18 protein-coding genes and 1 tRNA gene are annotated in these 20,824 nt (G+C 70.6%); 10 read left to right on the top strand and 9 right to left on the bottom strand.

All coding sequences use genetic code 11. The features are described 5' to 3' along the window. Positions 1-43 precede the first annotated feature (43 nt). Positions 44-2,128, top strand: coding sequence for a right-handed parallel beta-helix repeat-containing protein (locus tag ABH935_RS25550; protein WP_370380453.1), 2,085 nt, complete (start codon positions 44-46; stop codon positions 2,126-2,128). A 125-nt stretch (positions 2,129-2,253) separates the two neighbouring features. Here the strand turns inward: ABH935_RS25550 and ABH935_RS25545 are convergent, their stop codons facing one another. Both ABH935_RS25545 and ABH935_RS25540 read right to left on the bottom strand, forming a co-directional pair. Further along, a complete protein-coding gene (locus ABH935_RS25545; protein WP_370380452.1) occupies positions 2,254-2,832 on the bottom strand; it encodes a hypothetical protein in 579 nt (192 codons plus the stop codon). A gap of 129 nt (positions 2,833-2,961) precedes the next feature. Next, positions 2,962-4,353, bottom strand: a complete 1,392-nt coding sequence (locus ABH935_RS25540; protein ID WP_370380451.1) for an NAD(P)/FAD-dependent oxidoreductase — start codon at positions 4,351-4,353, stop codon at positions 2,962-2,964. 274 nt (positions 4,354-4,627) lie between these two features. On the opposite strand from ABH935_RS25540, the gene ABH935_RS25535 reads away from it, so the two are divergent. After that, the gene (locus ABH935_RS25535; RefSeq protein WP_370380450.1) at positions 4,628-5,284 is read left to right on the top strand and encodes an NUDIX hydrolase; all 657 of its coding nucleotides are present in this window, start codon (positions 4,628-4,630) and stop codon (positions 5,282-5,284) included. Positions 5,285-5,329: 45 nt separating this feature from the next. After that, positions 5,330-6,223, top strand: coding sequence for a sigma-70 family RNA polymerase sigma factor (locus tag ABH935_RS25530; RefSeq protein WP_370380449.1), 894 nt, complete (start codon positions 5,330-5,332; stop codon positions 6,221-6,223). A 30-nt stretch (positions 6,224-6,253) separates the two neighbouring features. Here the strand turns inward: ABH935_RS25530 and ABH935_RS25525 are convergent, their stop codons facing one another. Beyond that, complete coding sequence (locus ABH935_RS25525; RefSeq protein ID WP_370380448.1) at positions 6,254-8,170, bottom strand: serine hydrolase domain-containing protein; 1,917 nt, start codon at positions 8,168-8,170, stop codon at positions 6,254-6,256. A 135-nt stretch (positions 8,171-8,305) separates the two neighbouring features. Here ABH935_RS25525 and ABH935_RS25520 point away from each other — a divergent pair, with 135 nt between their 5' ends. Next, the gene (locus ABH935_RS25520) at positions 8,306-9,598 is read left to right on the top strand and encodes a sensor domain-containing protein (RefSeq protein WP_370380447.1); all 1,293 of its coding nucleotides are present in this window, start codon (positions 8,306-8,308) and stop codon (positions 9,596-9,598) included. Then, a complete protein-coding gene (locus ABH935_RS25515) occupies positions 9,550-10,194 on the top strand; it encodes a LuxR C-terminal-related transcriptional regulator (protein WP_194917538.1) in 645 nt (214 codons plus the stop codon). Before ABH935_RS25520 ends, ABH935_RS25515 begins: the two co-directional genes overlap by 49 nt. Before the next feature lie 91 nt (positions 10,195-10,285). Here the strand turns inward: ABH935_RS25515 and ABH935_RS25510 are convergent, their stop codons facing one another. Beyond that, on the bottom strand, positions 10,286-11,038 hold the full coding sequence (locus tag ABH935_RS25510) for an SDR family NAD(P)-dependent oxidoreductase (RefSeq protein WP_370380446.1): 753 nt from the start codon (positions 11,036-11,038) through the stop codon (positions 10,286-10,288). Positions 11,039-11,124: 86 nt separating this feature from the next. Between ABH935_RS25510 and ABH935_RS25505 the strand changes: the two genes are divergently transcribed. Next, positions 11,125-11,763, top strand: coding sequence for a TetR/AcrR family transcriptional regulator (locus tag ABH935_RS25505; RefSeq protein WP_370380445.1), 639 nt, complete (start codon positions 11,125-11,127; stop codon positions 11,761-11,763). Positions 11,764-11,781: 18 nt separating this feature from the next. On the opposite strand, the gene ABH935_RS25500 is transcribed toward ABH935_RS25505, so the two are convergent. Together ABH935_RS25500 and ABH935_RS25495 are read right to left on the bottom strand one after the other, a co-directional pair. Then, entirely contained in the window at positions 11,782-12,486 is a 705-nt protein-coding gene (locus ABH935_RS25500) for a response regulator (protein WP_370380444.1), read from the bottom strand. A gap of 474 nt (positions 12,487-12,960) precedes the next feature. Further along, the gene (locus ABH935_RS25495) at positions 12,961-14,106 is read right to left on the bottom strand and encodes a sensor histidine kinase (RefSeq protein WP_370380443.1); all 1,146 of its coding nucleotides are present in this window, start codon (positions 14,104-14,106) and stop codon (positions 12,961-12,963) included. Between the two features lie 250 nt (positions 14,107-14,356). Between ABH935_RS25495 and ABH935_RS25490 the strand changes: the two genes are divergently transcribed. After that, entirely contained in the window at positions 14,357-15,574 is a 1,218-nt protein-coding gene (locus tag ABH935_RS25490) for an acetyl-CoA C-acetyltransferase (RefSeq protein WP_370380442.1), read from the top strand. Position 15,575: 1 nt separating this feature from the next. Here the strand turns inward: ABH935_RS25490 and ABH935_RS25485 are convergent, their stop codons facing one another. Next, the gene (locus ABH935_RS25485) at positions 15,576-16,013 is read right to left on the bottom strand and encodes a hypothetical protein (protein ID WP_370380441.1); all 438 of its coding nucleotides are present in this window, start codon (positions 16,011-16,013) and stop codon (positions 15,576-15,578) included. 172 nt (positions 16,014-16,185) lie between these two features. On the opposite strand from ABH935_RS25485, the gene ABH935_RS25480 reads away from it, so the two are divergent. Continuing rightward, entirely contained in the window at positions 16,186-16,416 is a 231-nt protein-coding gene (locus tag ABH935_RS25480; protein ID WP_194917529.1) for a DUF4287 domain-containing protein, read from the top strand. A gap of 346 nt (positions 16,417-16,762) precedes the next feature. Continuing rightward, positions 16,763-16,845 (top strand) — tRNA-Leu (locus ABH935_RS25475). Positions 16,846-16,921: 76 nt separating this feature from the next. Here ABH935_RS25475 and ABH935_RS25470 read toward each other — a convergent pair. Further along, positions 16,922-18,088, bottom strand: a complete 1,167-nt coding sequence (locus ABH935_RS25470; RefSeq protein ID WP_370380440.1) for an SGNH/GDSL hydrolase family protein — start codon at positions 18,086-18,088, stop codon at positions 16,922-16,924. A gap of 180 nt (positions 18,089-18,268) precedes the next feature. On the opposite strand from ABH935_RS25470, the gene ABH935_RS25465 reads away from it, so the two are divergent. Next, a complete protein-coding gene (locus ABH935_RS25465) occupies positions 18,269-19,660 on the top strand; it encodes a cystathionine beta-synthase (protein WP_370380439.1) in 1,392 nt (463 codons plus the stop codon). Between the two features lie 3 nt (positions 19,661-19,663). Here ABH935_RS25465 and ABH935_RS25460 read toward each other — a convergent pair whose 3' ends face one another. Beyond that, positions 19,664-20,815: a PucR family transcriptional regulator gene (locus tag ABH935_RS25460; protein ID WP_370380438.1), complete on the bottom strand. Its 1,152-nt coding sequence runs from the start codon at positions 20,813-20,815 to the stop codon at positions 19,664-19,666. Between the last annotated feature and the right edge of the window lie 9 nt (positions 20,816-20,824).

Raw genomic sequence — 20,824 nt, 5'->3', positions numbered from 1 at the left:
TCTCTTCATTCACGCACCACCATCCCACTGGAGGTACGTACCTGTGAAAGCGCAACTGCGCGCTTCGCTCTCGGCGCTGGGGGCGATGACCCTCGGCGCCGTCGGCCTACTGGCCGTGACGGTCCCGACCGCGCACGCAGCCGGGACCGTCTATTACGTGGACTGCTCGGCCGCTTCTGGCGGCGACGGGTCCTTCGGATCGCCGTGGAACGCCCTCACGGATCCTGACGGACACGTCTTCAGCGCCGGCGACACGCTGTCCTTCAAGGCCGGGACGACGTGCGACGGCACGCTGACCCCGCAGGGCTCCGGCGCCTCGGGTTCGCCGATCACGATCAACGGCTACGGTTCCGGCGCCGCGCCGGTGATCGAGGGCGGCGGCGCGACCGAGGCCACAGTGCATCTTGTCGACCAGAGCTACTGGACCATCAGTGGTCTGAAGGTGCAGAACAGCTCGTCCACTCGCGCGCAGCACGAGGGGATCCTGGTCGAGGTCGCAGGTCCGGCGAACCGGGCCGGGATCTCCATCACCGGCAACGAGGTCGCGAACGTGGCCGGCTGGGGCGACAAGACCGGGACGAACGCGTCGTGGTTCTCGTACTCGGCGGGCATAGCCGTGCGGGTGGCTACCGGGTCCGGCGTGTTCAGCGGCGTGTCCGTGACGAACAACAACGTGCACGACACCGGGGGCGGCGGCATCAAGGTCGAGGGCGAGACCTCGGCGATGAGCACCGGCGTCTACATCGGGCACAACACCGTCACCGACGCCGGCGGCGACGGGATCGTGGTGCACGACAGCGACTCGCCGCTGGTGGAGTACAACACGGCGACGGATCTGGGGCTCGGGGCGTATCCGTTCACGGCCGGGAACTTCGCCGGGATGTGGCCGTACCACTCGAACAACCCGACGTTCCAGTACAACACCGTGGGATCGCAGACCGGGGTGGTGAACGACGCGACCGCGTGGGACTGCGACATGAACAACACCGGGACGTGCCTGTACCAGTACAACTACTCGTACAACAACGCCGGCGGCTTCTACCTGGACTGCCTGTCCGGCTGCGGCGGGTCGGCGACGACGACGAACGCGGTGCTGCGGTACAACATCTCGCGCGACGACTGCCGGTTCACGAACTCCAGCACCGGGACCGGGACGCACTACATCTACAACAACACGTTCTTCTGCCCGGGCAAACCGATCACGGACACGCTCGGCGGGAACGTGGTGTGGCAGAACAACATCTTCGTGGCTCCGACGGCGTCTTGGGCGTCGGATTCTTCGGCGCGGTTCGCTTCCAACACGTACTTCGGAGGCGTGGCGGCTCCGTCGTCCGGTGACTCGGCGGCGCATACCGCGGACCCGCAGCTGATCAATGATGCGGCGGGCACGCTGGCGATCAAGCTGCACACGACGTCGCCGGAGCTCGGTAGCGGCGTGGTCGTGGCGAACAACGGCGGTAAGGACTTCTTCGGCAACGCGGTGTCCGCCACCGCCGCCCCGAACCGCGGTGCTTACAACGGGTCGGGCGATGACAGTGTTCTGCCGTTCTCGGCGGCGTTGAACGACACGGCGGTCACCTCCGACGCGAACCGCTGGGCTGGAAGCCTGAACTCGGCGACGCAGAGTGGCAAGAGCTACTCGGCGACGGCGCTGGCCAACGCTGGTCTTGGCGCCGGCGCGGATGTCACGGCGGCGGGCGTCGACTTCGGACCCTGGCACCCGCAGGCTCTGGACGCGACGGACAACGTGATCGCCACCGGCCAGACCATCGCGGTCACGGGAAGCGGGACGAAGGTCGGGTTCCTGGGCTTCAGCACGACGCACGGCGTCAACGAGAGCGGGACGCTGCACTTCACGGACGGCACGTCGCAGCCCTTCACGCTGACGCTGTCGGACTGGACGGACACCACCCCGGCGGCCGGCGACACGGCGGTCGCGACGGCGACGTACGCGAACCAGCACACGTCGGCGTACAACGGGAGCACGACGACGGTGACCGGGTCGTTCTCGGTGTGGGCGTACACGGTGGCGCTGCCGCCGGGGAAGACGCTGGCTTCGGTGACGCTGCCGAACCTGGTGGCTTCGGGCGCGACGTCGCAGCACCTGTTCGCGATCGCGGTGGGCTGACCGACGCCGCGTCGGGCGGCGTTCGCCCCGTGGTTCGCGACGCGCCGGCACCGGCTCAAGCCGACAACATCAGTTGCCGGGTCGGTGCCGGTGCCGGCCGGCGCGCGCGACGCGAGGTGGGGGGATCAGGGGTGGTACTTCTCCTCGACCGACGCCACGTCACCGGTCTTCCGGTTCATGGTGACCCGGACTTTCACGCTGTCGGTCTTCGCGGCCGTCTCCAGCTGGTCCTCGGTGCACTTCGTGGTGCCGTAGTCATCCCCGCCGATGGTCACATTGCCGTTGGGTCCGCCGCAGATCGCGGCCGCGCCCAGGATCCGAGTGGCGTCCGAGACGTAGAACCCCCGGTCCGTGCTGCCATCGTCGGGGTGGACGAGGAACTTGCCGGGCGCGAGGTACTGCAGCGTGCCGACGACCGTGACGTGGTCACCCGCGTTGGCGACGCCGCCCGCGTTCGATGTGGTCGAGCTGCTCCTGGCGCTGGGCTGGGTGGTCGGCCGGGCGGAAGGCGAGGTGGTGGCGGCGTTCGCTGCCGTCGTACTGGTGGCGCCGCTCGCCGGTGTCGTCGTGGCCGACGACACCGGCGCGGCCTGGTTCGTCGACGTACTGGTGGCCGCTGCCGCGGTCGGCTTCGAGCTGCTGCTGCCGCACGCGGCAAGGCTCCCGGCCAATGCGGCTACTGCGATGATCTCAGCGATACGCATCCGCGCCATGACAACCCCTTCGTGATGGATTTTGCTCACATCGACATGACGGGTCGGGCGGAGACTGGTTGTCATAGGGCTGATAACGAATCGGTCACGATGCCCCGCGGCGGGGTCGGCGGTGACCCCTTAGGCCGCCGAAGCAGGCGTCTGTGGTTCGGCCGCGATCGCCGCCGCCGTGCCACGCGTCCGCTGCAGGATCTCCTCGCGCGTCAGGTACACGTCCGTGTACTCGAAGTCGCGGAGCGACGCGGCGCGCTCGGCCTGGAAGCCGGTGCGGACGAAGTCGTCGCCGACCAGGGAGTTCAGCAGCCAGCCGGCGGCGGTGCGGAAACGGGCCGCGAAGGTGCGCAGCGCCATGATGTGGTAGCCGCGGGCCACGATCTGCGCCGGCAGGCCCGACAGGGGGATGCCCATCGGCTTGCTGACCGCCTTGAGGCCGCCGAGGTCCACGACCAGGCCGAGGTCCTTGTGGCGGTAGTCCTTCAGCGGGAAGCCGCGGACCGCCGCCATCACGTTCTCCGCCGCGGCCCAGCCCTGGCGCATCGCGTGCTGGGCGGTCGGGGGGCAGATCGCGTCGCCGCCCTTGGCCAGGTCCGGGACGGCCGCCGCGTCGCCGAGGGCGAAGACGCCCGGCAGGTCCGGGACCGTCAGGTCGGGGTTGACCACCAGGCGGCCGCGGTTGGTGGGGGCGCCCATGGTGGCGATCAGCGGGCTGGGGGCCACGCCGGCGGTCCAGATCAGGGTGCGGCAGGGCAGGACGCGGCCGTCGGTCAGGGTGACGGTGTCCTCCGTGCACTCCGCGACCGAGACGCCGAGGGAGATGTGCAGGCCGCGCTTGCGCAGGATCTTCAGCGCCTTCTCGCCGAGCTTGTCGCCGAGTTCGGGCATCAGCTTCGGGGCGATGTCCACCAGGTGCCACTTGACCAGGCTGCCGTCCAGGTTCGGGTAGCGCTTGACCGCCTCGGTGGTCAGCCGCTGGAGGTACGCCGCCGTCTCGGTGCCCGCGTAGCCGCCGCCGACCACCACGAACTGCAGCCGGGACTCGCGCTCCTCGTCCGTCGTGGCCACCGCCGCCAGGTCCAGCTGGGCGATCACGTGGTCCCGGATCCACGCGGCCTCGGCCAGCGTCTTCACGCCGACCGCGTACTTGTCCACGCCGGGGATGTTGAACTGCCGCGTCACGCTGCCCGGGGTGAGCACCAGGTAGTCGTAGCGCTCGACGATCTCCTCGCCGTCGATCTTGCGCACCACCACCGACTTGGTCTCGGTGTCGATGCCGATCGCGCCGCCGGGGATCAGGACCGTGGTCTTGAGCATCCGGCGCAGCGAGACCGCGACCGCCTGCGGCGTCAGCACGCCGGAGGCGACGTGCGGCAGCAGCGGCAGGTACAGCTGGTGGTTGACCGCGGACACCAGGCGGATCTCGGCGTCATCGAGGGAGAGCTTCTTCTCCAGCTTGTGCGCGCACTCGGTGCCCGCGAAGCCGCTGCCGACGACGAGTATCTTGGGGCGGCTCATGGCGGTTGTCTCATCTCCCGTGGCGGTGGGCGGGTGCGGTGCCGGCCGGACTTGCGTCCAGCGTGGAACGTGCGGCGGACCGGCGCATCTCGACCAGGGCGATTTGTGCCGGATGGGTGAGAAGATCACTTTACTCGGGGCGATCTTCCCCTGGCCGCCGGGGTCCCCCGACTGTACGCAGCCCGATGTACAGCAGGCGCGCAGGTCCGCCATCTGGTCGGTGAACGCTCGGCGGACGGCTTTCTATCACCCGGTCGGTGGGACCATGACGAGCATGTACCCAGCACCGCCGCCCGCACGCGTGTCCGACGCCCGGATCCGCGATCTCGTCGCACGCTACCTGGAGCACTCCCCGGACCAGGCCGAACGCCTCCGGCCGTGCACCGACGCACTCGCCGAGAGCACCCACCTGACCCACCGCCGCACCCTCCCGGGCCACGTCACCACCGGTGCCTTCGTCGTCGACGCCGACGGCCGGCTCCTGCAGATCGCGCACAAGAGCCTCAACCGCTGGCTCAACCCCGGCGGCCACACCGAGCCCGAGGACGCCAGCCTCGCCGACGCCGCCTGCCGCGAACTGCTGGAGGAGACCGGCCTCGGCACCGAGCACGTCACCCTGCTGGGCGACCCGGACCTGCCGCTGGCCATCGACGCGCACCGGATCCCGGCCAACCCGGCCAAGGACGAACCAGAGCACTGGCACTTCGACTTCCGCTACGCCTTCCGCCTCAACGGAACCCCCGGCACGGCCACGGTCGAGCTCCAGCTCGACGAGGTCGACGACCACCGCTGGATCCCCTACGAGCAGGCCGGTCTCGGCGAGGACACCGCCCGGCTGGCCGCCGTCCTGGCCGGCGCCCCGGCCGACTCCGCCGACTCCGCCGCCCCGGCCGTCGCCGATGTCACAAACCGCGCCGCGGAAAGGTCATAGCAACGACCGCAAACGATGCGGGCGTATGACCGATAGGGGACGGCAGTGCACAGCGACAGCACCGAATGGCTCGCCGAGCGCTTCGAGGAGAACCGGCGCCATCTGCGGGCCGTCGCTTTCCGGATGCTGGGCTCCCTGTCCGAGGCCGACGACGCCGTCCAGGAGTCCTGGCTGCGCCTGAGCCGTCAGCGGGGCGCCCGCGCCGACGCCATCGACAACCTGACCGGCTGGCTCACCACGGTCGTCGCCCGCGTCGCCCTCACCATGCTGAAGGCGCGCAGCCGCGAGGAGTCGCTGGAGGCCGTCCACATCCCCGAGCCGATCATCTCGCCGGAGGACGGCCTGGACCCCGAGCACGAGGCGCTGCTCGCCGACTCCGTCGGCCTGGCCCTGCTGGTGGTCCTGGAGACGCTGCGACCGGCCGAGCGCCTGGCGTTCGTGCTGCACGACATGTTCGCCGTCCCCTTCGAGGACATCGCGGCGATCGTCGACAAGAGTCCGGCCGCCGCACGCCAGCTGGCCAGCCGTGCTCGGCGCCGTGTCCAGGGCGCCGACGCGGTGCCGGATCCGGACCTGAGCCGCCAGAAGGAGGTCGTCCGGGCCTTCTCCGCGGCCTCCCGGGGCGGCGACTTCGCCGCGCTGGTCGCGGTGCTGGACCCGGACGTCGTGCTGCGGGCCGACTACGGCAGCCTGCCGGCCGGCCTGAAGCTGCTGCGCGGCGCCGAGGCGGTGGCCAAGCAAGCGCTGATGTTCGCCCGCTTCGCGGCCCACGCCCGACCGGCGCTCGTCAACGGAGCGCCGGGGCGGGTGACGGTCGTGGACGGCAAGCCGGTGGCGGTCATGGGCTTCACCGTGGTGGAGGGCCGGATCAAGGAGATCGACATCCTGGCCGATCCGGAGCGGCTGGCGGAGCTGGACCTGGCCTTCTTCGAGGTCTGATCCGTCGTCTCAGGGTTCTGACCGTGCCGACTACGGCCAGACCAGGTTGTAGGTGAACGCCACGGCCAGGAAGGACACGGCGCCGACCGCGGTCAGCGAGTACGCGATCCGCCCGACCGGCCGCCACCAGCCCAGCTTCCACGCCGCGGCGCTCCCGGCGATCAGCCCGACGGTGCACAGGGCCAGCAGCGCGTTCACCACCAACAGCGAGGTCAGTGTTGAGGACCCGAGGATCAGCTGTTCGTAGAACGCGTCGCTGTCCCCGGTCACCGACACGAACCCCGCGACGAACAGCGTGGCCAGCCCACCGGCGACCCAGGCGAGCATCCGGGCGCCCCGTGCCCACCGCGAGTGCGTCGGCCGCTGCCGCACGCGCCGCACCAGAGCCAGGACCGGGAAGCCGAGGAACGCGGCCGCGAGGATCCCGGCGCCACCGTAGAGCATCGGCAGGTGCAGCGTGGGGGAGTTGTACCAGTCCAGCTTGTAGTAGGCGTCGGTGGGATCGATGGAGGTCGCGAGGTGGCCGTGGCCGTCGAACACCAGCCGGTCCTGGCCGCCCTGCTCGGCGAATTCGCCGCTGCCGAGCGGGATCCAGCGCTGGTCACCGATCTTCGGGTTCTGCGACAGCCCGTTGGTGGTGACGGTGCCGTCGCCGTTGGCGGACACCGTCACCGAGGACACCAGCCCCGCGACCCGGGTGAGGTCTCCCCGGCTCACCTGGTCGCTGCGGTAGGTGCCGGCGTAGCTGCCGAGCTTCGGGTCCTTGGCGGCAGTCGGGGCGATGGGGGTGGCGGTGTTCGGGAAGGCTGTGCTGTTGGAAAAAGCCGTGTCGACGATCTGATTGATCAGGGCCTTGCCATCCCACTGCGCGATCCGGTCGGTGCCGTCGCCGTTGTAGATCACGTATATGCCGACGCCCTTGTCCGGCAACAGCGCCATGTCGCTGTGGAATCCGGGGACGTCGCCGTCCTTGAACAGGATCCGCTGGCCGTCCCGCGGCCGTTCCTCGAAGAGGTACGCCATGCCGGGCAGCCGCGGGTCCATCGTGAAGTGCCGCTGCTGCATCAGATCCGCGACCCCGCTGCCCAGCCGCGGATCCTTCGCCAGCTGCGCCATCATGAACTTGCCCATGTCGGTCGCGGTGGCGGCGGTGCCCGCACCGGTCGGGGACCAGCCGCCGTACTGGCCGTCCTCGGCGACCCAGCCGCCGCCCTCGGGACGGTAGCCCTTGGCCAGGTTCGCGTCGAAACCGGCCGGATGCGGCTGCTGGAAGGTCGAGGCGTCCATCTGCAGCGGCTGGAACACGTGGTCCTGGATGTACTGCGCGAACGGCTCGCCGGAGACCGTCTGGACCAGGTATCCGGCCAGCGCGACGCCGTAGTTGTCGTACGCGGCCAGCGTCCCGGGCGGACGCACCCGGGCCGGCCTGCTGTCCTGGAGGAACTGGCCGAGCGGCGGCACCTTCGTGGGGTCGCTCACCGCCACGCCGAACGGGTCCGCGTCGAAGCCGGCGGTGTGGGTCATCAGGTTCTGGACGGTCACCGGGTGGCCCGGGAACCCGTCCGGGATCTTGAAGTCCTTCAGGTAGGTGTTCACGTCCGCGTCCGGATCGAGCTTGCCCTGCTGGACCAGCTGCGCGACGGCGGTGGCGGTGAAGACCTTGGCCACCGAGCCGGTGAAGAACTCGGTGCGCACCGGGTCCACCGGCGCGTTGGTGGCGGTGTCGGCGACGCCGTAGCCTTGCGCGAAAACGGTCTGCCCGCCGGCCACCACGACTACCGCCGCGCCGGGGATCTTGTCCGTCGCGAGCTGCGCGGCGACGGTCCGGTCTATGAGCGGACCGACGCCCGAGAGGTCCGGGGCGGCGTTGGCGGCCGCGGCGTGCGCGACGGAGCCGGACAGCGTCGAGGCGGCGAGAGCGACGCCGGAAACGATGGTCGTCCACATGCCCCACAGCCTCGCCGGGCGGGGCGCCGACGGTCACGGGCTGTAGTACCCCTCCTGGAGGTGTAGGTAGGTACACCCCACACTGGGTGTGTAAGCCCCTCGCCCGGCCGTGGCCCGAACCCGAGACTTGAGGACATGACGAACACCAACAAGCGATGGAGCGCCGTCCTGGAGGGCGGGTTCTGGTTCTTCGTGATGCTGGTCCCGATGCTGCTCGCCTACGTCGCGCTGGCGCTGGTGGCCGGTCTGGCCGGCATCGGGCTCGGCCTGCTCATGATCCCGCCGGTCGCGGTCTACCTGCGCTGGCTGGCCGACCTGCGCCGCAAGAAGGTGCGGGCCTGGCGGGGGATCGAGATCCCCGAGCCTTACCGGGCCGCCCCCGAGTTCGGCAGCGGGTTCTCCGGCTACTGGGAGAAGGTCCGGTTTCACGGGACCGACCCGGCGTTCTGGCGGGACGCCGCGTGGGTGATGACCGACCCGGTCGTCGGGGCGTTCCTGGCCGTGCTCCCGATCGCTCTGGTGGCCGAGGGCCTGTACGGCATCGTCATCAGTGCCCTCTGGAACCTGTTCGTCAACCACGGCTTCAACGACTGGTACGGCTTCATCCACGTCCACCACGGCAACGAGGGCCTGCGCTGGGCCCCGGCGGCGCTCGGCGTCCTGGAGATCGCCCTGGGCGTGGCCATCGCGCCGAAGATGCTGGAGTGGCACGCCCGCTGGTCCCGCGTCCTGCTGGCCCCGACGCCAGCGCAGGTCGAGGCGCGGATGCGGCACCTGACCCAGACTCGGGCCGACGCGGTGGACACTCAGGCCGCCGAACTGCGCCGGATCGAGCGCGACCTGCACGACGGCGCGCAGGCCCGGCTGGTCGCCATGGGCATGCACCTCAACGCGGCCTCGCAGCTGCTTGAGCGCGACCCCGAGGCGGCGCAGAAGCTGCTGCTGGAGGCCCGCGACTCCTCGGCCAAGGCCCTGTCCGAGCTGCGCGACCTGGTCCGCGGCATCCACCCGCCGGTGCTGGCCGACCGCGGCCTGGTGGACGCGGTGCGGGCCACGGCCCTGGACTCGCCGCTGGACGTCCAGGTGCACGCCGAGGTACCCGGCCGGCTGGACGCCCCGCTGGAGTCGGCGGCGTACTTCGCGATCAGCGAGGCCCTGACCAACGTGGCCAAGCACGCCCACGCCTCGCACGTGTGGATCGACATGCGGGTGGTGTCCGGGCTGCTGAAGATCACGGTCAGCGACGACGGGATCGGCGGCGCCGACGCCGCGCGCGGCAGCGGACTGCACGGGATCGAGCGCCGGCTTGCTACCTTCGACGGGATCCTCGCCCTGAGCAGCCCGCAGGGCGGACCGACCGTAGTGACCATGGAGCTGCCGTGCGCGTCGTCCTCGCCGAAGACCTCTTCCTCCTCCGGGACGGCATGATCCGCCTGTTGGAGGCGTACGGGTTCGAAATCGCGGCGGCCGTCGGCGACGGCCCCGCGCTCGTCGAGGCGCTGGTGACTCAGCGCCCCGACGTGGCGGTGGTGGACGTGCGCATGCCGCCGACGTTCACCGACGAGGGACTGCGCGCGGTGCTGGAGGCCCGGCAGGCCGTGCCGGGCCTGCCGGTTTTGGTGCTCTCGCAGTACGTCGAGCAGCTTTACGCCGGCGAGCTGCTGGCCGACGGCGCGGGCGCGATCGGCTACCTGCTCAAGGACCGGGTGTTCGACTCCGACAGCTTCGTGGACGCGGTGAAGCGGGTCGCGGCCGGCGGCACGGTGATGGACCCCGAGGTGATCTCGAAGCTCCTGGCGCGCGGGGCCCGCAAGGAGCCGCTGGCAGAGCTGACCGACCGGGAGCGCGAGGTGCTCTCGCTGATGGCCGAGGGCCGGTCGAACGCGGCGATCGCCGAGCGGCTGGTGATCACCGAGCGGGCGATCGCCAAGCACACCTCCAACATCTTCATGAAGCTGGGGTTGCCGGAGTCCTCGGACGACAACCGTCGGGTGCTGGCGGTGCTGGCTTATCTGAAGGCATGACGGGGGCCGTGCCCGGAAGCGTGCCCAGAAGCGTGCCTGGAGGCGTCTCCTATATATAAGGACTCTCTATTGGTGCCTCCGCTCGGAGGAGTCAGAGTCCTGAGGCACCGGTGGCGTCGACCACGCCGCCGCTCACCCAGCGGCCGTCCTCGCTCGCCAGGAACGCCACGACCGCGGCGACGTCGTCCGGCTGCCCGATGCGGCCGAGCGCCGAGATCGACGTCGCCCACTGCTCGGCTTCCGCGTTCCCGCGTAGCCAGCCGGCGTTGACGTCGGTGTCGATGATGCCCGGCGCGACGGAGTTCACCGTGATCCCGCGCGGGCCCAGGGCCACGGCCAGGTTGCGGGTGAGGTTGTCCAGGGCGCCCTTGGTCGCGGCGTAGGCGATGATGTCGGGCTTCGCGACCCGGCTGACGCCGCTGGAGATGTTGACGACGCGGCCGTGGTCGCGCAGCCGGGGCAGGGCGCCGCGCACGACGAACAGCGGCGCGCGGACGTTGACCGCGAAGACTTCGTCGAACTCGTCCTCGGTCAGGCCTTCGAGGTCGGAGCTGCGGCCGATGCCGGCGTTGTTGACGACGATGTCGACGCCGGCGCGGCCGGTCGCCTCGTCGTAGGCCTGCCAGAGCCGGTCGGCGTCGCCGTGGCTGCCGAAGGGGGCGTGGAGGGCGATCGCCGTCCCGCCCTTCTTCTCGATGCCGGCCACGGTGTCCTCGGCCGCCGCGTGGTCGCGGGCGTAGGTGAGGACGACGGTGGCGCCGTCGTGCGCCAGGCGCTCGGCGATCGCCCTGCCGATGCCGCGGCTGCCGCCGGTGACCAGGGCGTGCTTTCCCTGCAAGGACATGGTCTCCCCTTTTTTGAGTGATCGACCAAGAAGTCGTTGTGCGGCACGCTAGCACAATTTTTGGTCGGTCGTTCTACAATGGTTCGGTGAGCGCTTCTTCCAACGCCGATGCCGACGCCGGTACCGGTTCCCGCCGCGGTCGGCCGCGCGGCTTCGACCGCGAGGCCGCGGTGACGGCTGCGACGCGGCTGTTCTGGGAGCGGGGGTACGAGGCGACGTCGATCAGCGATCTGACAGAGGCGATGGGCATCCGCTCCGGGAGCCTGTACGCGGCGTTCGGGGACAAACCGGCGTTGTTCCGGGAAGCGTTGGTCGCGTATGGGGAGTCGCCCTACGGGGCGTTCGTGAAGGTGGCTTTCGCTGAGGAGGCGACGGCCTTCGGTGCTGTAGCGCGGATGCTGCGGGAGGCGGCGCGGGTGTTCCCGGATCCGGTTCATCCGGCCGGGTGCATGACGATCAACGCCGCGACCAACGTCTCGCCGGCGAACGTCGAGGTGCAGGAGATGTTGCGGGATCAGCGGAATCGGAACATCGCGATGATGGCTGACCGGTTGCGGGCCGGGCAGCGTGCCGGGGAGTTGCCGGCGTCGACGGATGTCGATGCGCTCGCCGCGTATTACGCCGCCGTGTTCCAGGGGATGTCGCAGCGCGCGCGGGATGGCGCGAGCGAATCAGAGCTCTCGCAGACGGCTGAGTTGGCGTTGGCGGTGTGGCCTCGGGGCTGAGGCCTGCTTTTACTGGACTTATTTGGTGCCGGGGTCGGCGTAGCCGTGGGTGAAGGCGTACTGGACGGCCTGCGCGCGGTCGCGGCAGCCGGTCTTGGTGAAGATGCGATTGATGTGCGACTTCACGGTCGCCTCGCCGACGAAGAGCTTCTTGGCGATCTCGCGGTTGGAGTGGCCGGCGGCGATGAGGCGCAGGACGTCGGCCTCGCGAGGGCTGAGGTCGTCGGCGGCTTCGGGTTCCGCGCCGGGGGATCTGGCGGCGCCGTTGGCGGTGGCTCCGGCGGCCGTGCTCGCGCTGCCGCCGGTAGCGGCTGCCAGCAACTGCCGCTGCACGGCCGGATCGAGAATCGCCTGCCCGGCCGCCGCCGCCTTCACCGCACGCTCGATGTCGGCCCGCGTCGCGGCCTTGGTGAGGTAGCCGAGCGCGCCGGCCCGCAGGGCGCCGACGATGGAGGCGTCGTCCTCATAGGTGGTCAGGACGACGACGCGGATGTCCGGATTCGCCGCGAGGATCGTCGAGGTCGCCTCGATACCGTCGGCGCGCGGCATGTTGAGATCCATCAGCACGACGTCCGGAGCCAGCTCCGCGGCCAGCGCCGCCGCCTCCAGCCCGTCCCCGGCCTGCCCGACCACACTCACCTCGGACATGGTCTCCAGCAGCAGCGCGAGACCTTCCCGGACCGCGGCTTGGTCGTCGGCGATGAGTACACGGATCTCGGTCACCGTGGGATTGTCCCGCAGATGGCCGCACGGCGCGCGCCCTGGCTCATCGTCGGGCGGGGAGAGCGCCCGCGCTCAGCCCGACGAACCAGCCGCCGCGGGCGTGTCCGCATGCCGCCCTTTGCCAGCCGGTTCGCGAGCGAGCCGCCCGCCGCCTCAGTCCGGCGCCTTCGGCTCGGGGCGAGCGACTGCTCCGGTGCTCGTGCTTGTGCTTGCGCTCGGCCCCGGCACGGACCGGTCGCCGTGGTTGCGTGCTCGCCGGCTGGCGTCCTCGGTCTGGCGCGCTAGCTGTTCCGGTGCTGCGCTCGCGCTCGGCCCCGGCACGGACTGCTTGCTGCGGTTGCGTGCTCGCCGCCCGCCGCCCTCAGTCCGGCGCCTTCGGCTCGGGGCGAGCGAGCTGCTCGTGCTCGTGTTCGGATCCGGTCGGACTGGCTGCTGCGGTTGCGTGCGCGTCCGGGAACTTGCCGGCCAGCGCCCTCAGCCGGGCACGACCGCCCGCACCGACCAGTCGTCCCCCTCCCGCCCGGCGTCCAGGCTGCCGCCGACTAGCTCCATGCGCTCCCGCAGCCCGTTGAGGCCGTAGCCGCCGCCGGAGTTCGTCAGCGGGCGTGCGGCGTCGGACTCGGCGAGTTCGTTGGTCACCGTCAGGCGGACCGCGTCCGGGTCGTAGCGCAGGTGTACCGCTGTCGCCTTGCCCGGGGCGTGCTTGCGCGCGTTCGTCACCGCTTCCTGCGCTGTGCGGTACAGGGCGAGTGCGGCGTCCGCCGGGAGTTTGCGGGGTTCGCCGATCGTGGTCATCGTGCCGCCGTCGGCCTCGACCATCGTGCCGATCATCTCCGACAGCGGGCCGATGTCCTCGCGCAGTGCGTGGACCGCGCGGCGGCTCTCGACCAGGCCTTCGCGCGTCAGCTGTCCGGCGCGCTCGACGCAGCGCACGGCCTTCTCGATGTCCGGGTTCTCCTGCGTCAGCAGTGCCTGCGCGGCCTCGACCTGCATCGCCAGGGCGCCGAGCGAGTGCGCCAGGATGTCGTGGATCTCGCGGGCGATGCGGGTGCGCTCGCTGAGGACCGCCGCCGCGGTCTCGGCCGCCGACGCCCGGAGGGTCTGCTCCAGCAGTTGCTCCGCCTGGTTCGCGCGCTGGGCGATGGCGTAGCGGATCATGCCCATGGCCAGTGCGGTGCCCAGGATGACGGTGAAGCCCAGCACCGCGGTCGTCGAGCCGCCGATGACGAGCGCGGACACGGTCAGCGAGAGCGCCCCGGCCACCGTGACCGCCGTCGAGACCGGTGGCGCCAGGTTCGAGCCCGCGGAGAACGCCGCGACCGCCGGGACGACGATCGCCGGGCCCTGCTGCAGGATCGACAGCAGGCCGCCGCTGACCGACAGCAGCGCCAGCGGGTACTCCAGCGGCCACTTGCGGATGTCGAAGGTGATCATCCCGATCCACGCCACCGCCACCACGCCGAGCGCGAAGGTGATCGCCAGTCCGCGCTCGTGCAGCCCCGGCTTGGGGTTCACCCCGAACAGGGTCAGGCTCAGCGCGACCAGACCGCCGGTGCGCAGCGCCTGGATGCCCCAGAAGTAGGCCTTGCGGTCCATCATGTTCACGTTCAGCGCTGCCATGTCCCGATCTTCTCGCCTCCCGGCCGTCCGACGCTTCCAACCGGGGGTGGAATGTGGGTGGAAAGCCCGGCGGCGGCCTACTGTGCTCAGTGTGGGCAAGCGTCGCGTTCTCCCCGGTGTGTTCTCCCACACCTGGCATTACCAAGCGGTAGCTTGGCGAACTACGCTGGCTCCGACCCCCATCGCGGCGCCGACCGCGCGGCCCTGAAGCCGGCAGGCGACCCGGACCCCTTCGCAAGGAGTGACCTTTATGCCCGAGGCAGTGATCGTCTCCACCGCGCGTTCCCCGATCGGCCGCGCCTTCAAGGGCTCGATGACCTCCATCCGGCCCGACGACCTCACCGCGCAGATGGTGCGGGCCGCGCTGGACAAGGTGCCCGCGCTGGACCCCCGCGAGATCGACGACATGTACCTGGGTTGCGGCCTGCCGGGCGGCGAGTCCGGCTACAACATGGGCCGCGTCGTGGCCACGCTGCTGGGTTACGACCACCTCCCGGCCGCGACCATCACCCGCTACTGCGCGTCCTCGCTGCAGACCACGCGCATGGCCTTCCACGCCATCAAGGCCGGCGAGGGCGACGTCTTCGTCTCCGCCGGAGTCGAGACCGTCTCGCGCTACGTCAAGGGCTCCTCCGACGGCCTGCCGGACACGCAGAACCCGCTGTTCACCGACGCCGTGAACCGCACCAACGAGTTCGCGGCCGGCGGCAAGGTCTGGCACGACCCGCGCGAGGACGACACCCTGCCGGACGTCTACATCGCGATGGGCCAGACCGCCGAGAACCTGGCGCAGCTCAAGGGCATCTCGCGCAAGGAGCAGGACGAGTTCGGCGTCCGCTCGCAGAACCTGGCCGAGAAGGCGATCGCCGACGGCTTCTGGGAGAAGGACATCACCCCGGTCACGCTGCCGGACGGCACCGTGGTCAGCAAGGACGACGGCCCGCGCCCCGGCGTCACCTACGAGAAGACCTCGACGCTGGCGCCGGTCTTCCGCCCCGACGGCACCGTCACCGCCGGCAACTGCTGCCCGCTGAACGACGGCGCCGCGGCCGTGGTGATCATGTCCGACACCAAGGCCCGCGAACTCGGACTGACCCCGCTGGCCCGGATCGTGGCCACCGGCGTCACCGCGATGTCCCCGGAGATCATGGGCATCGGCCCGGTCGAGGCCACGCGGAACGCGCTGAAGCACGCCGGGATGTCCATCGGCGACATCGACCTGGTCGAGATCAACGAGGCGTTCGCCGCGCAGGTCATCCCGTCCTACCAGGACCTGGGCATCGACCTGGACAAGCTGAACGTGAACGGCGGCGCGATCGCCGTGGGCCACCCGTTCGGGATGACCGGCGCGCGGATCACCAGCACCCTGATCAACTCGCTGCAGTGGCACGACAAGCAGTTCGGCCTGGAGACCATGTGCGTCGGCGGCGGTCAGGGCATGGCGCTGATCCTGGAGCGGCTGAGCTAGGTCAGAGGGCTCTCCGCAAGGCGGTCGTGCTTTCCAGCACGGCCGCCATCGCTTTCTCCGCGGGGACTCGTCCGTCGCCGGGGGTCCAGATGAGGGTCTCGCGCGGGTCCTTCAGGGCCCGGTAGGCGGCCACCAGGTCGTTGCCGACGACCGCGATCTGGTCGCCCAGGGCGAACACCCCGAGCGTCGGCAGGTCCCGCCAGCTCGGCGGCTGCGGGCTGTCCCAGCGCTCTATCCCCTGCGCGACCATGGTGACCTGCGAGGCAAGCCAGTGGCCGGCCTGTGCGCGGTCGCCGTAGGGCTCCAGCCGGAGCGAGAACTTCGAGTGCGGCAGCCGGCGGTAGCCCTCGGCGAGCCGGGTCAGTTCCTCCGCCAGGACCTCCGCGGGCGAAGCTTCTTTGTCCGCACTGTGTTCCCCCGGTTTGGTGCTGGAAGTCATCCGGGAAGGATACGGGTGGCGAATGCCGCGGGAACGTCGCGGCACGTCACCGACCGCCCGGATTCACCTGGCGACGGAATCGCCAGGTCCCGTTCCTCTTGCCAGTCGCCCGACCCTCAGGCACGCTGGCGCACACGGACCGTATGCCCAGTCCATTCGCGGAGGCGCCCGTATGACGATCCACCACTCCGAACAGACCCATCGCAACCTGCTCGCCCGCATCCCCGCAGCCACCGGCCGCAGCCTGGACACCTGGTTCCAGCTGGTCGACGAAGGCCCGTCCCTCCCCCGCTTCGAGGAGCGGGTCAGCTGGCTCCGAGCCGAGCACGACCTCCCGCGTGGCTACGCCAACGCGATCGTCCACGAGATGGACCTGAAGCGCGCAGCGCGCGCGTTCGGATAAAAGCCCCCCACCGGAGAACCCACAGAGCCCCCGGCGGGAGCCGCGGGCTCTGTAACTGTGCGCGAAAACACGTCGCGGGGCACCGCCTCGTCCCGCGGCGACCGGCACCGCGAGCCCCGTGTCCCCTGAATGCCTCCGCACCCGCCGAACCCCGCCCCGAGCCACGCGAACTCCGCTGGAACGCCAACCGGAAGTCCGGTGAAAGTCCTCTCCCCGTTGTGCGCAGCGCCCCTTGCGACCTGCGCCCGAACAGGACCTTCTGCGGACCAGCGCTGGAACTCGATCACGCTTTCGCGGAGTTCTCGCTACGCTGAAGCCCGAAGGATCATCCCGGTGATCTCTTCGGGCCCAGATGGTGGAACAGGCAGACACAGCGAGCTTAAACCTCGCGGCCTTCGGGCGTTGCGGGTTCGACTCCCGCTCTGGGCACTCGCGGTGAGCCGGCCGGTTCGTGGGAACCGGCACGTGCTCACCTATCAACACCCTTATATCTGCGGTAAGGGGTTCAGCCGGACGCCGATTCCGGCGCGCCCGCGCCGGGTTCTGTGCCGGTGGTCCGCGAAGCGGTAGCCCTTGACGCGGCGGCACTGTCCGCCAGCATCGCGTCCCCCGCCGTCCCCTCGGGCCCCGAAGCCCCCTCCAGCTCCTCCACCACCACCGGCTCGGCGATCTGCTGCCGCCGCCGGTGGCGCAGGATGCCCCAGCCGGCGCGGGCGGCGCTGCCGACCTCGCGGCCGACCTCGGTGCCGCCGTGGCGGGCGGCGAGGACGGCGGCGCGGGCCAGGGGCATGCGGGCTTCGCCACGGGCCGGTTCGAGGGTGTCCGGTTCGCCGGTCTCGGCGTCGGGCCAGCGGCCGATGGCGGCGGCGACCGAGGGGAGCAGGGCCATGGCGGCGGCGGCGTAGCCCTCGGCGCTGGGGTGGAAGCGGTCCGGACCGAACATGTCCTCGGGGCGGGCGTCGAATTCCGGGCCGAGCAGCGAGCCCAGGGAGACGGTGCGGCCGCCGGCGGAGACCACTTCCACTGTCTGCGCCGCGGCGAGCTGCCTGGACCACCGGCGCGCCAGGCGGCGCAGGGGCTGCGCCACGGGGCGGATGGTGCCCAGATCCGGGCAGGTGCCCACGACGACCTCGGTGCCCGCTGCGCGCAGCCGGCGCACGGCGTCGCCCAGGAAGCGCACCGACTCGGCGACCTTGACGCGGTGCGTCACGTCGTTGGCGCCGATCATGATCATGGCGACGTGCGGAGCCTTTCCGCCGTCCGCTCCCGAGGCGAGCACGCGCTCCAGCTGCCAGCCCAGGTCCGAGGACTGCCCTCCGACCTTCGCCACGTTGTGCAGCCGCACCGGGGAGCCGGCGGCCTCGGCCAGGCCGGACGCCAGCAGCGCGCCGGGGGTGCGGGCGGATTCGGTCACGCCGTATCCCGCCGCGGAGCTGTCGCCGAGGACCGCGATGCGGATCACGTCGACGCCCGGCGCGGCGTACCACGCGCCGTAGACGCCGTCCGCGCGCGGCGGATCCCCCTTCGCGGGGCCGATGGCACGCCGGGCGAGTTTCGCCTCGGCGACGATCAGTCCGATGGCGCCGCCCGTGAGGACCCCGATCCCCCCGCCGCTCAACGCGGCGGCAGCGGCGACACGCTTGGCGACACCCAGCCTTGTGAGCTCGGTCATCGTCGGCACACCTCCTGCAAGCCTCTTCTGAAGTATGTCCGCCGTTCCGCCGACCTTACCCCGCGCCCTGTTGGCTACGGAGAGAAGGTTGTGCAACGTACCCTGTAAAGCACCGAACGACCACCGTGAATTGCCGGTTCCCAAATCTTCCGGATCCCAGAGAAAGCGGAGACACCGCCGATGAAGTACGCCGAGTCCATGGTCGATCTGGTGGGGGACACCCCGCTGGTGAAGCTGAACAACGTCACCAAAGGACTCCAGGCGACCGTCCTCGCCAAGGTCGAATACTTCAACCCCGGCGGGTCGGTGAAGGACCGGATCGCGCTGCGGATGATCGAGGCGGCGGAGCGTTCCGGCGCGCTGAAGCCCGGCGGCACCATCGTGGAGCCCACCTCCGGCAACACCGGTGTGGGATTGGCCATCGTGGCGCAGCAGAAGGGCTACAAGTGCGTCTTCGTCTGCCCGGACAAGGTCTCCACTGACAAGATCAACGTACTGCGTGCGTATGGCGCAGAGGTCGTCGTGTGCCCGTACGCGGTCGCCCCGGAGCACCCGGACTCCTACTACAACGTCTCCGACCGCCTGGTCCGCGAGATCCCCGGCGCCTGGAAGCCCGACCAGTACTCCAACCCTGAGAACCCGGCCTCGCACTACCACTCCACCGGCCCGGAGCTCTGGGAGCAGACCGACGGCCGGATCACGGCGTTCGTCGCCGGCGTCGGCACCGGCGGCACCATCTCCGGCACCGGCCGCTACCTGAAAGACGTCTCCGAGGGCGCGGTGAAGGTGATCGGCGCCGACCCCGAGGGCTCGGTCTACTCCGGCGGCAGCGGCCGTCCCTACCTGGTCGAGGGCGTCGGCGAGGACTTCTGGCCGACCGCCTACGACCGCACCGTGGCCGACGAGATCATCGCGGTGTCCGACAAGGACTCCTTCCTGATGACCCGCCGCCTGGCCCGCGAGGAGGGCCTGCTGGTCGGCGGCTCCTGCGGCATGGCCGTGGTGGCCGCCCTGGAGTACGCCGCGCGGCTCGGGCCGGACGACGTCGTCGTGGTCCTGCTGCCGGACTCCGGCCGCGGCTACCTGTCGAAGATCTTCAACGACGACTGGATGGCCGACTACGGCTTCCTGAACCCGGGCACCGAGGAGCCGACGGTGGCCGAGGTGTTCGCGCGCAAGGGCCAGGGCCTGCCGGACCTGGTCCACATGCACCCGCACGAGACCGTCGGCGAGGCGATCGAGACGCTGCGCGAGTACGGCGTGTCGCAGATGCCCGTGGTCAAGGAGGAGCCGCCGGTGATGGCCGCCGAGGTGATCGGCTCCATCGTCGAGCGGGACCTGCTGCGCGCGCTGTTCTACGAGAAGGCCTCGCTGGAGGACCGCCTCGACGAGCACATGTCCGCGCCGCTGCCCCAGGTCGGCTCCGGCGAGCCGGTGTCGGCGCTGGTCACCGCGCTGGAGGCGGCGGACGCCGCGGTGGTGCTGGTCGAGGGCAAGCCGCAGGGCGTGGTGAGCCGCCAGGACCTGCTCGGGTTCCTCGGACACGAGGCCTCGGTCTCCCTCGGCAGCTGAGCCTCACCCGCCCACCAGCGGAGCGAGCGACACCCCCAGGTGCAGCCGCAACCGGTCTCGACCGTCAGCCAGGTCGAGGCCGGTGATCCTCTCGATCTTCTCCAGCCGGTGGTAGAGCGTCTGCCGGTGGATGCTCAGCGCGGCGGCCGTGTGCTGCGCGCTTCCCGCGTGATCCAGGTACGTCTGCACGGTGACGAGCAGATCCGGCTCCTCCAGAAGCCGCCGCACCGCGGGATCCACGACCGCGTCCCTGAGTTCCCTCTGCGGACCGCAGGCGAGAAGCCGGTAGATCCCCAGATCCGCCCACACCGCGGTCGGCCGGAACGCCGGAACCGCCCGCCCGACACGCACCGCGAGCCGCGCCTCCCGCCAACTGGCCCGAGCCTCGGCCAGATCCTCGCGCGGCGCGCCGATCCCCACTAATACGTCGTCCCGCGCATCGCTCTCCAGACGTTCTCTATAGAGTTCCAGCGCGCGCTCCGCGATATCGGCGACGGAGTGCGGTTCCGGAACTAGCAGACTGATGTGATCCGTCTCCCGGGCCGCCAGTACCGACCGCGGAAGCCGCCACAGGTTCAGGGGGACGGACTGCCAGTCCTGAGTGCGCGTCTCCAGGACGACGACCGCGATCCTCCGCCCCCGGTCCACCAGCCCCAGCTCGGAGATCTCCTCGGCGGCCTGCTCCGCGACGGCGCGCTCGGGGGACAACAGATTCTGCAGACGCTCCTCGGTCCGCTCCCTGACCCGCGCCTGTTGCGCCAACAGTGCGCCGGCCCTGGACGCCTCGTGCATAGCGCTCGCGAGCAGTGCGTCGTCCAAGTGGCCGTCCTCGTCGAGCAGCCACACGTATCCGTAGGTCACGCCGTTCCACCGGGCCGGCAGGCACACCCGCGGCAGCACTCCGTGCTCCGGGTCGGCCGGCGTCCGCACCGGCCGCTCGCTCCGGGCGATCCCGAACCCCTCGAACCAGGCCCGCACCTCCGGCGTCGACCGCCGCTGCAGGATCGAGCGCTGTCGGATGACGTCGAGACCGCCGGACTGGGAGGCGAACGCCACCAGGTCGAAGTCCCGGTCCTCCAGCGTCGCCGAGGACGAGGCCAGCTGGGAGATGAAGTCGACGAGGTCCTGCAGCTGATCGGTGGTCGGCGTCGCCATCAGACAAGT

Origin of the sequence: Catenulispora sp. GAS73 (genome assembly GCF_041262085.1) — a bacterium.
In the GTDB taxonomy this organism is placed as follows: Bacteria; Actinomycetota; Actinomycetes; order Streptomycetales; family Catenulisporaceae; genus Catenulispora.
The sequence above is the reverse complement of the archived record's forward strand: the minus strand, read 5'-3'. Positions and strand labels throughout refer to the sequence as shown.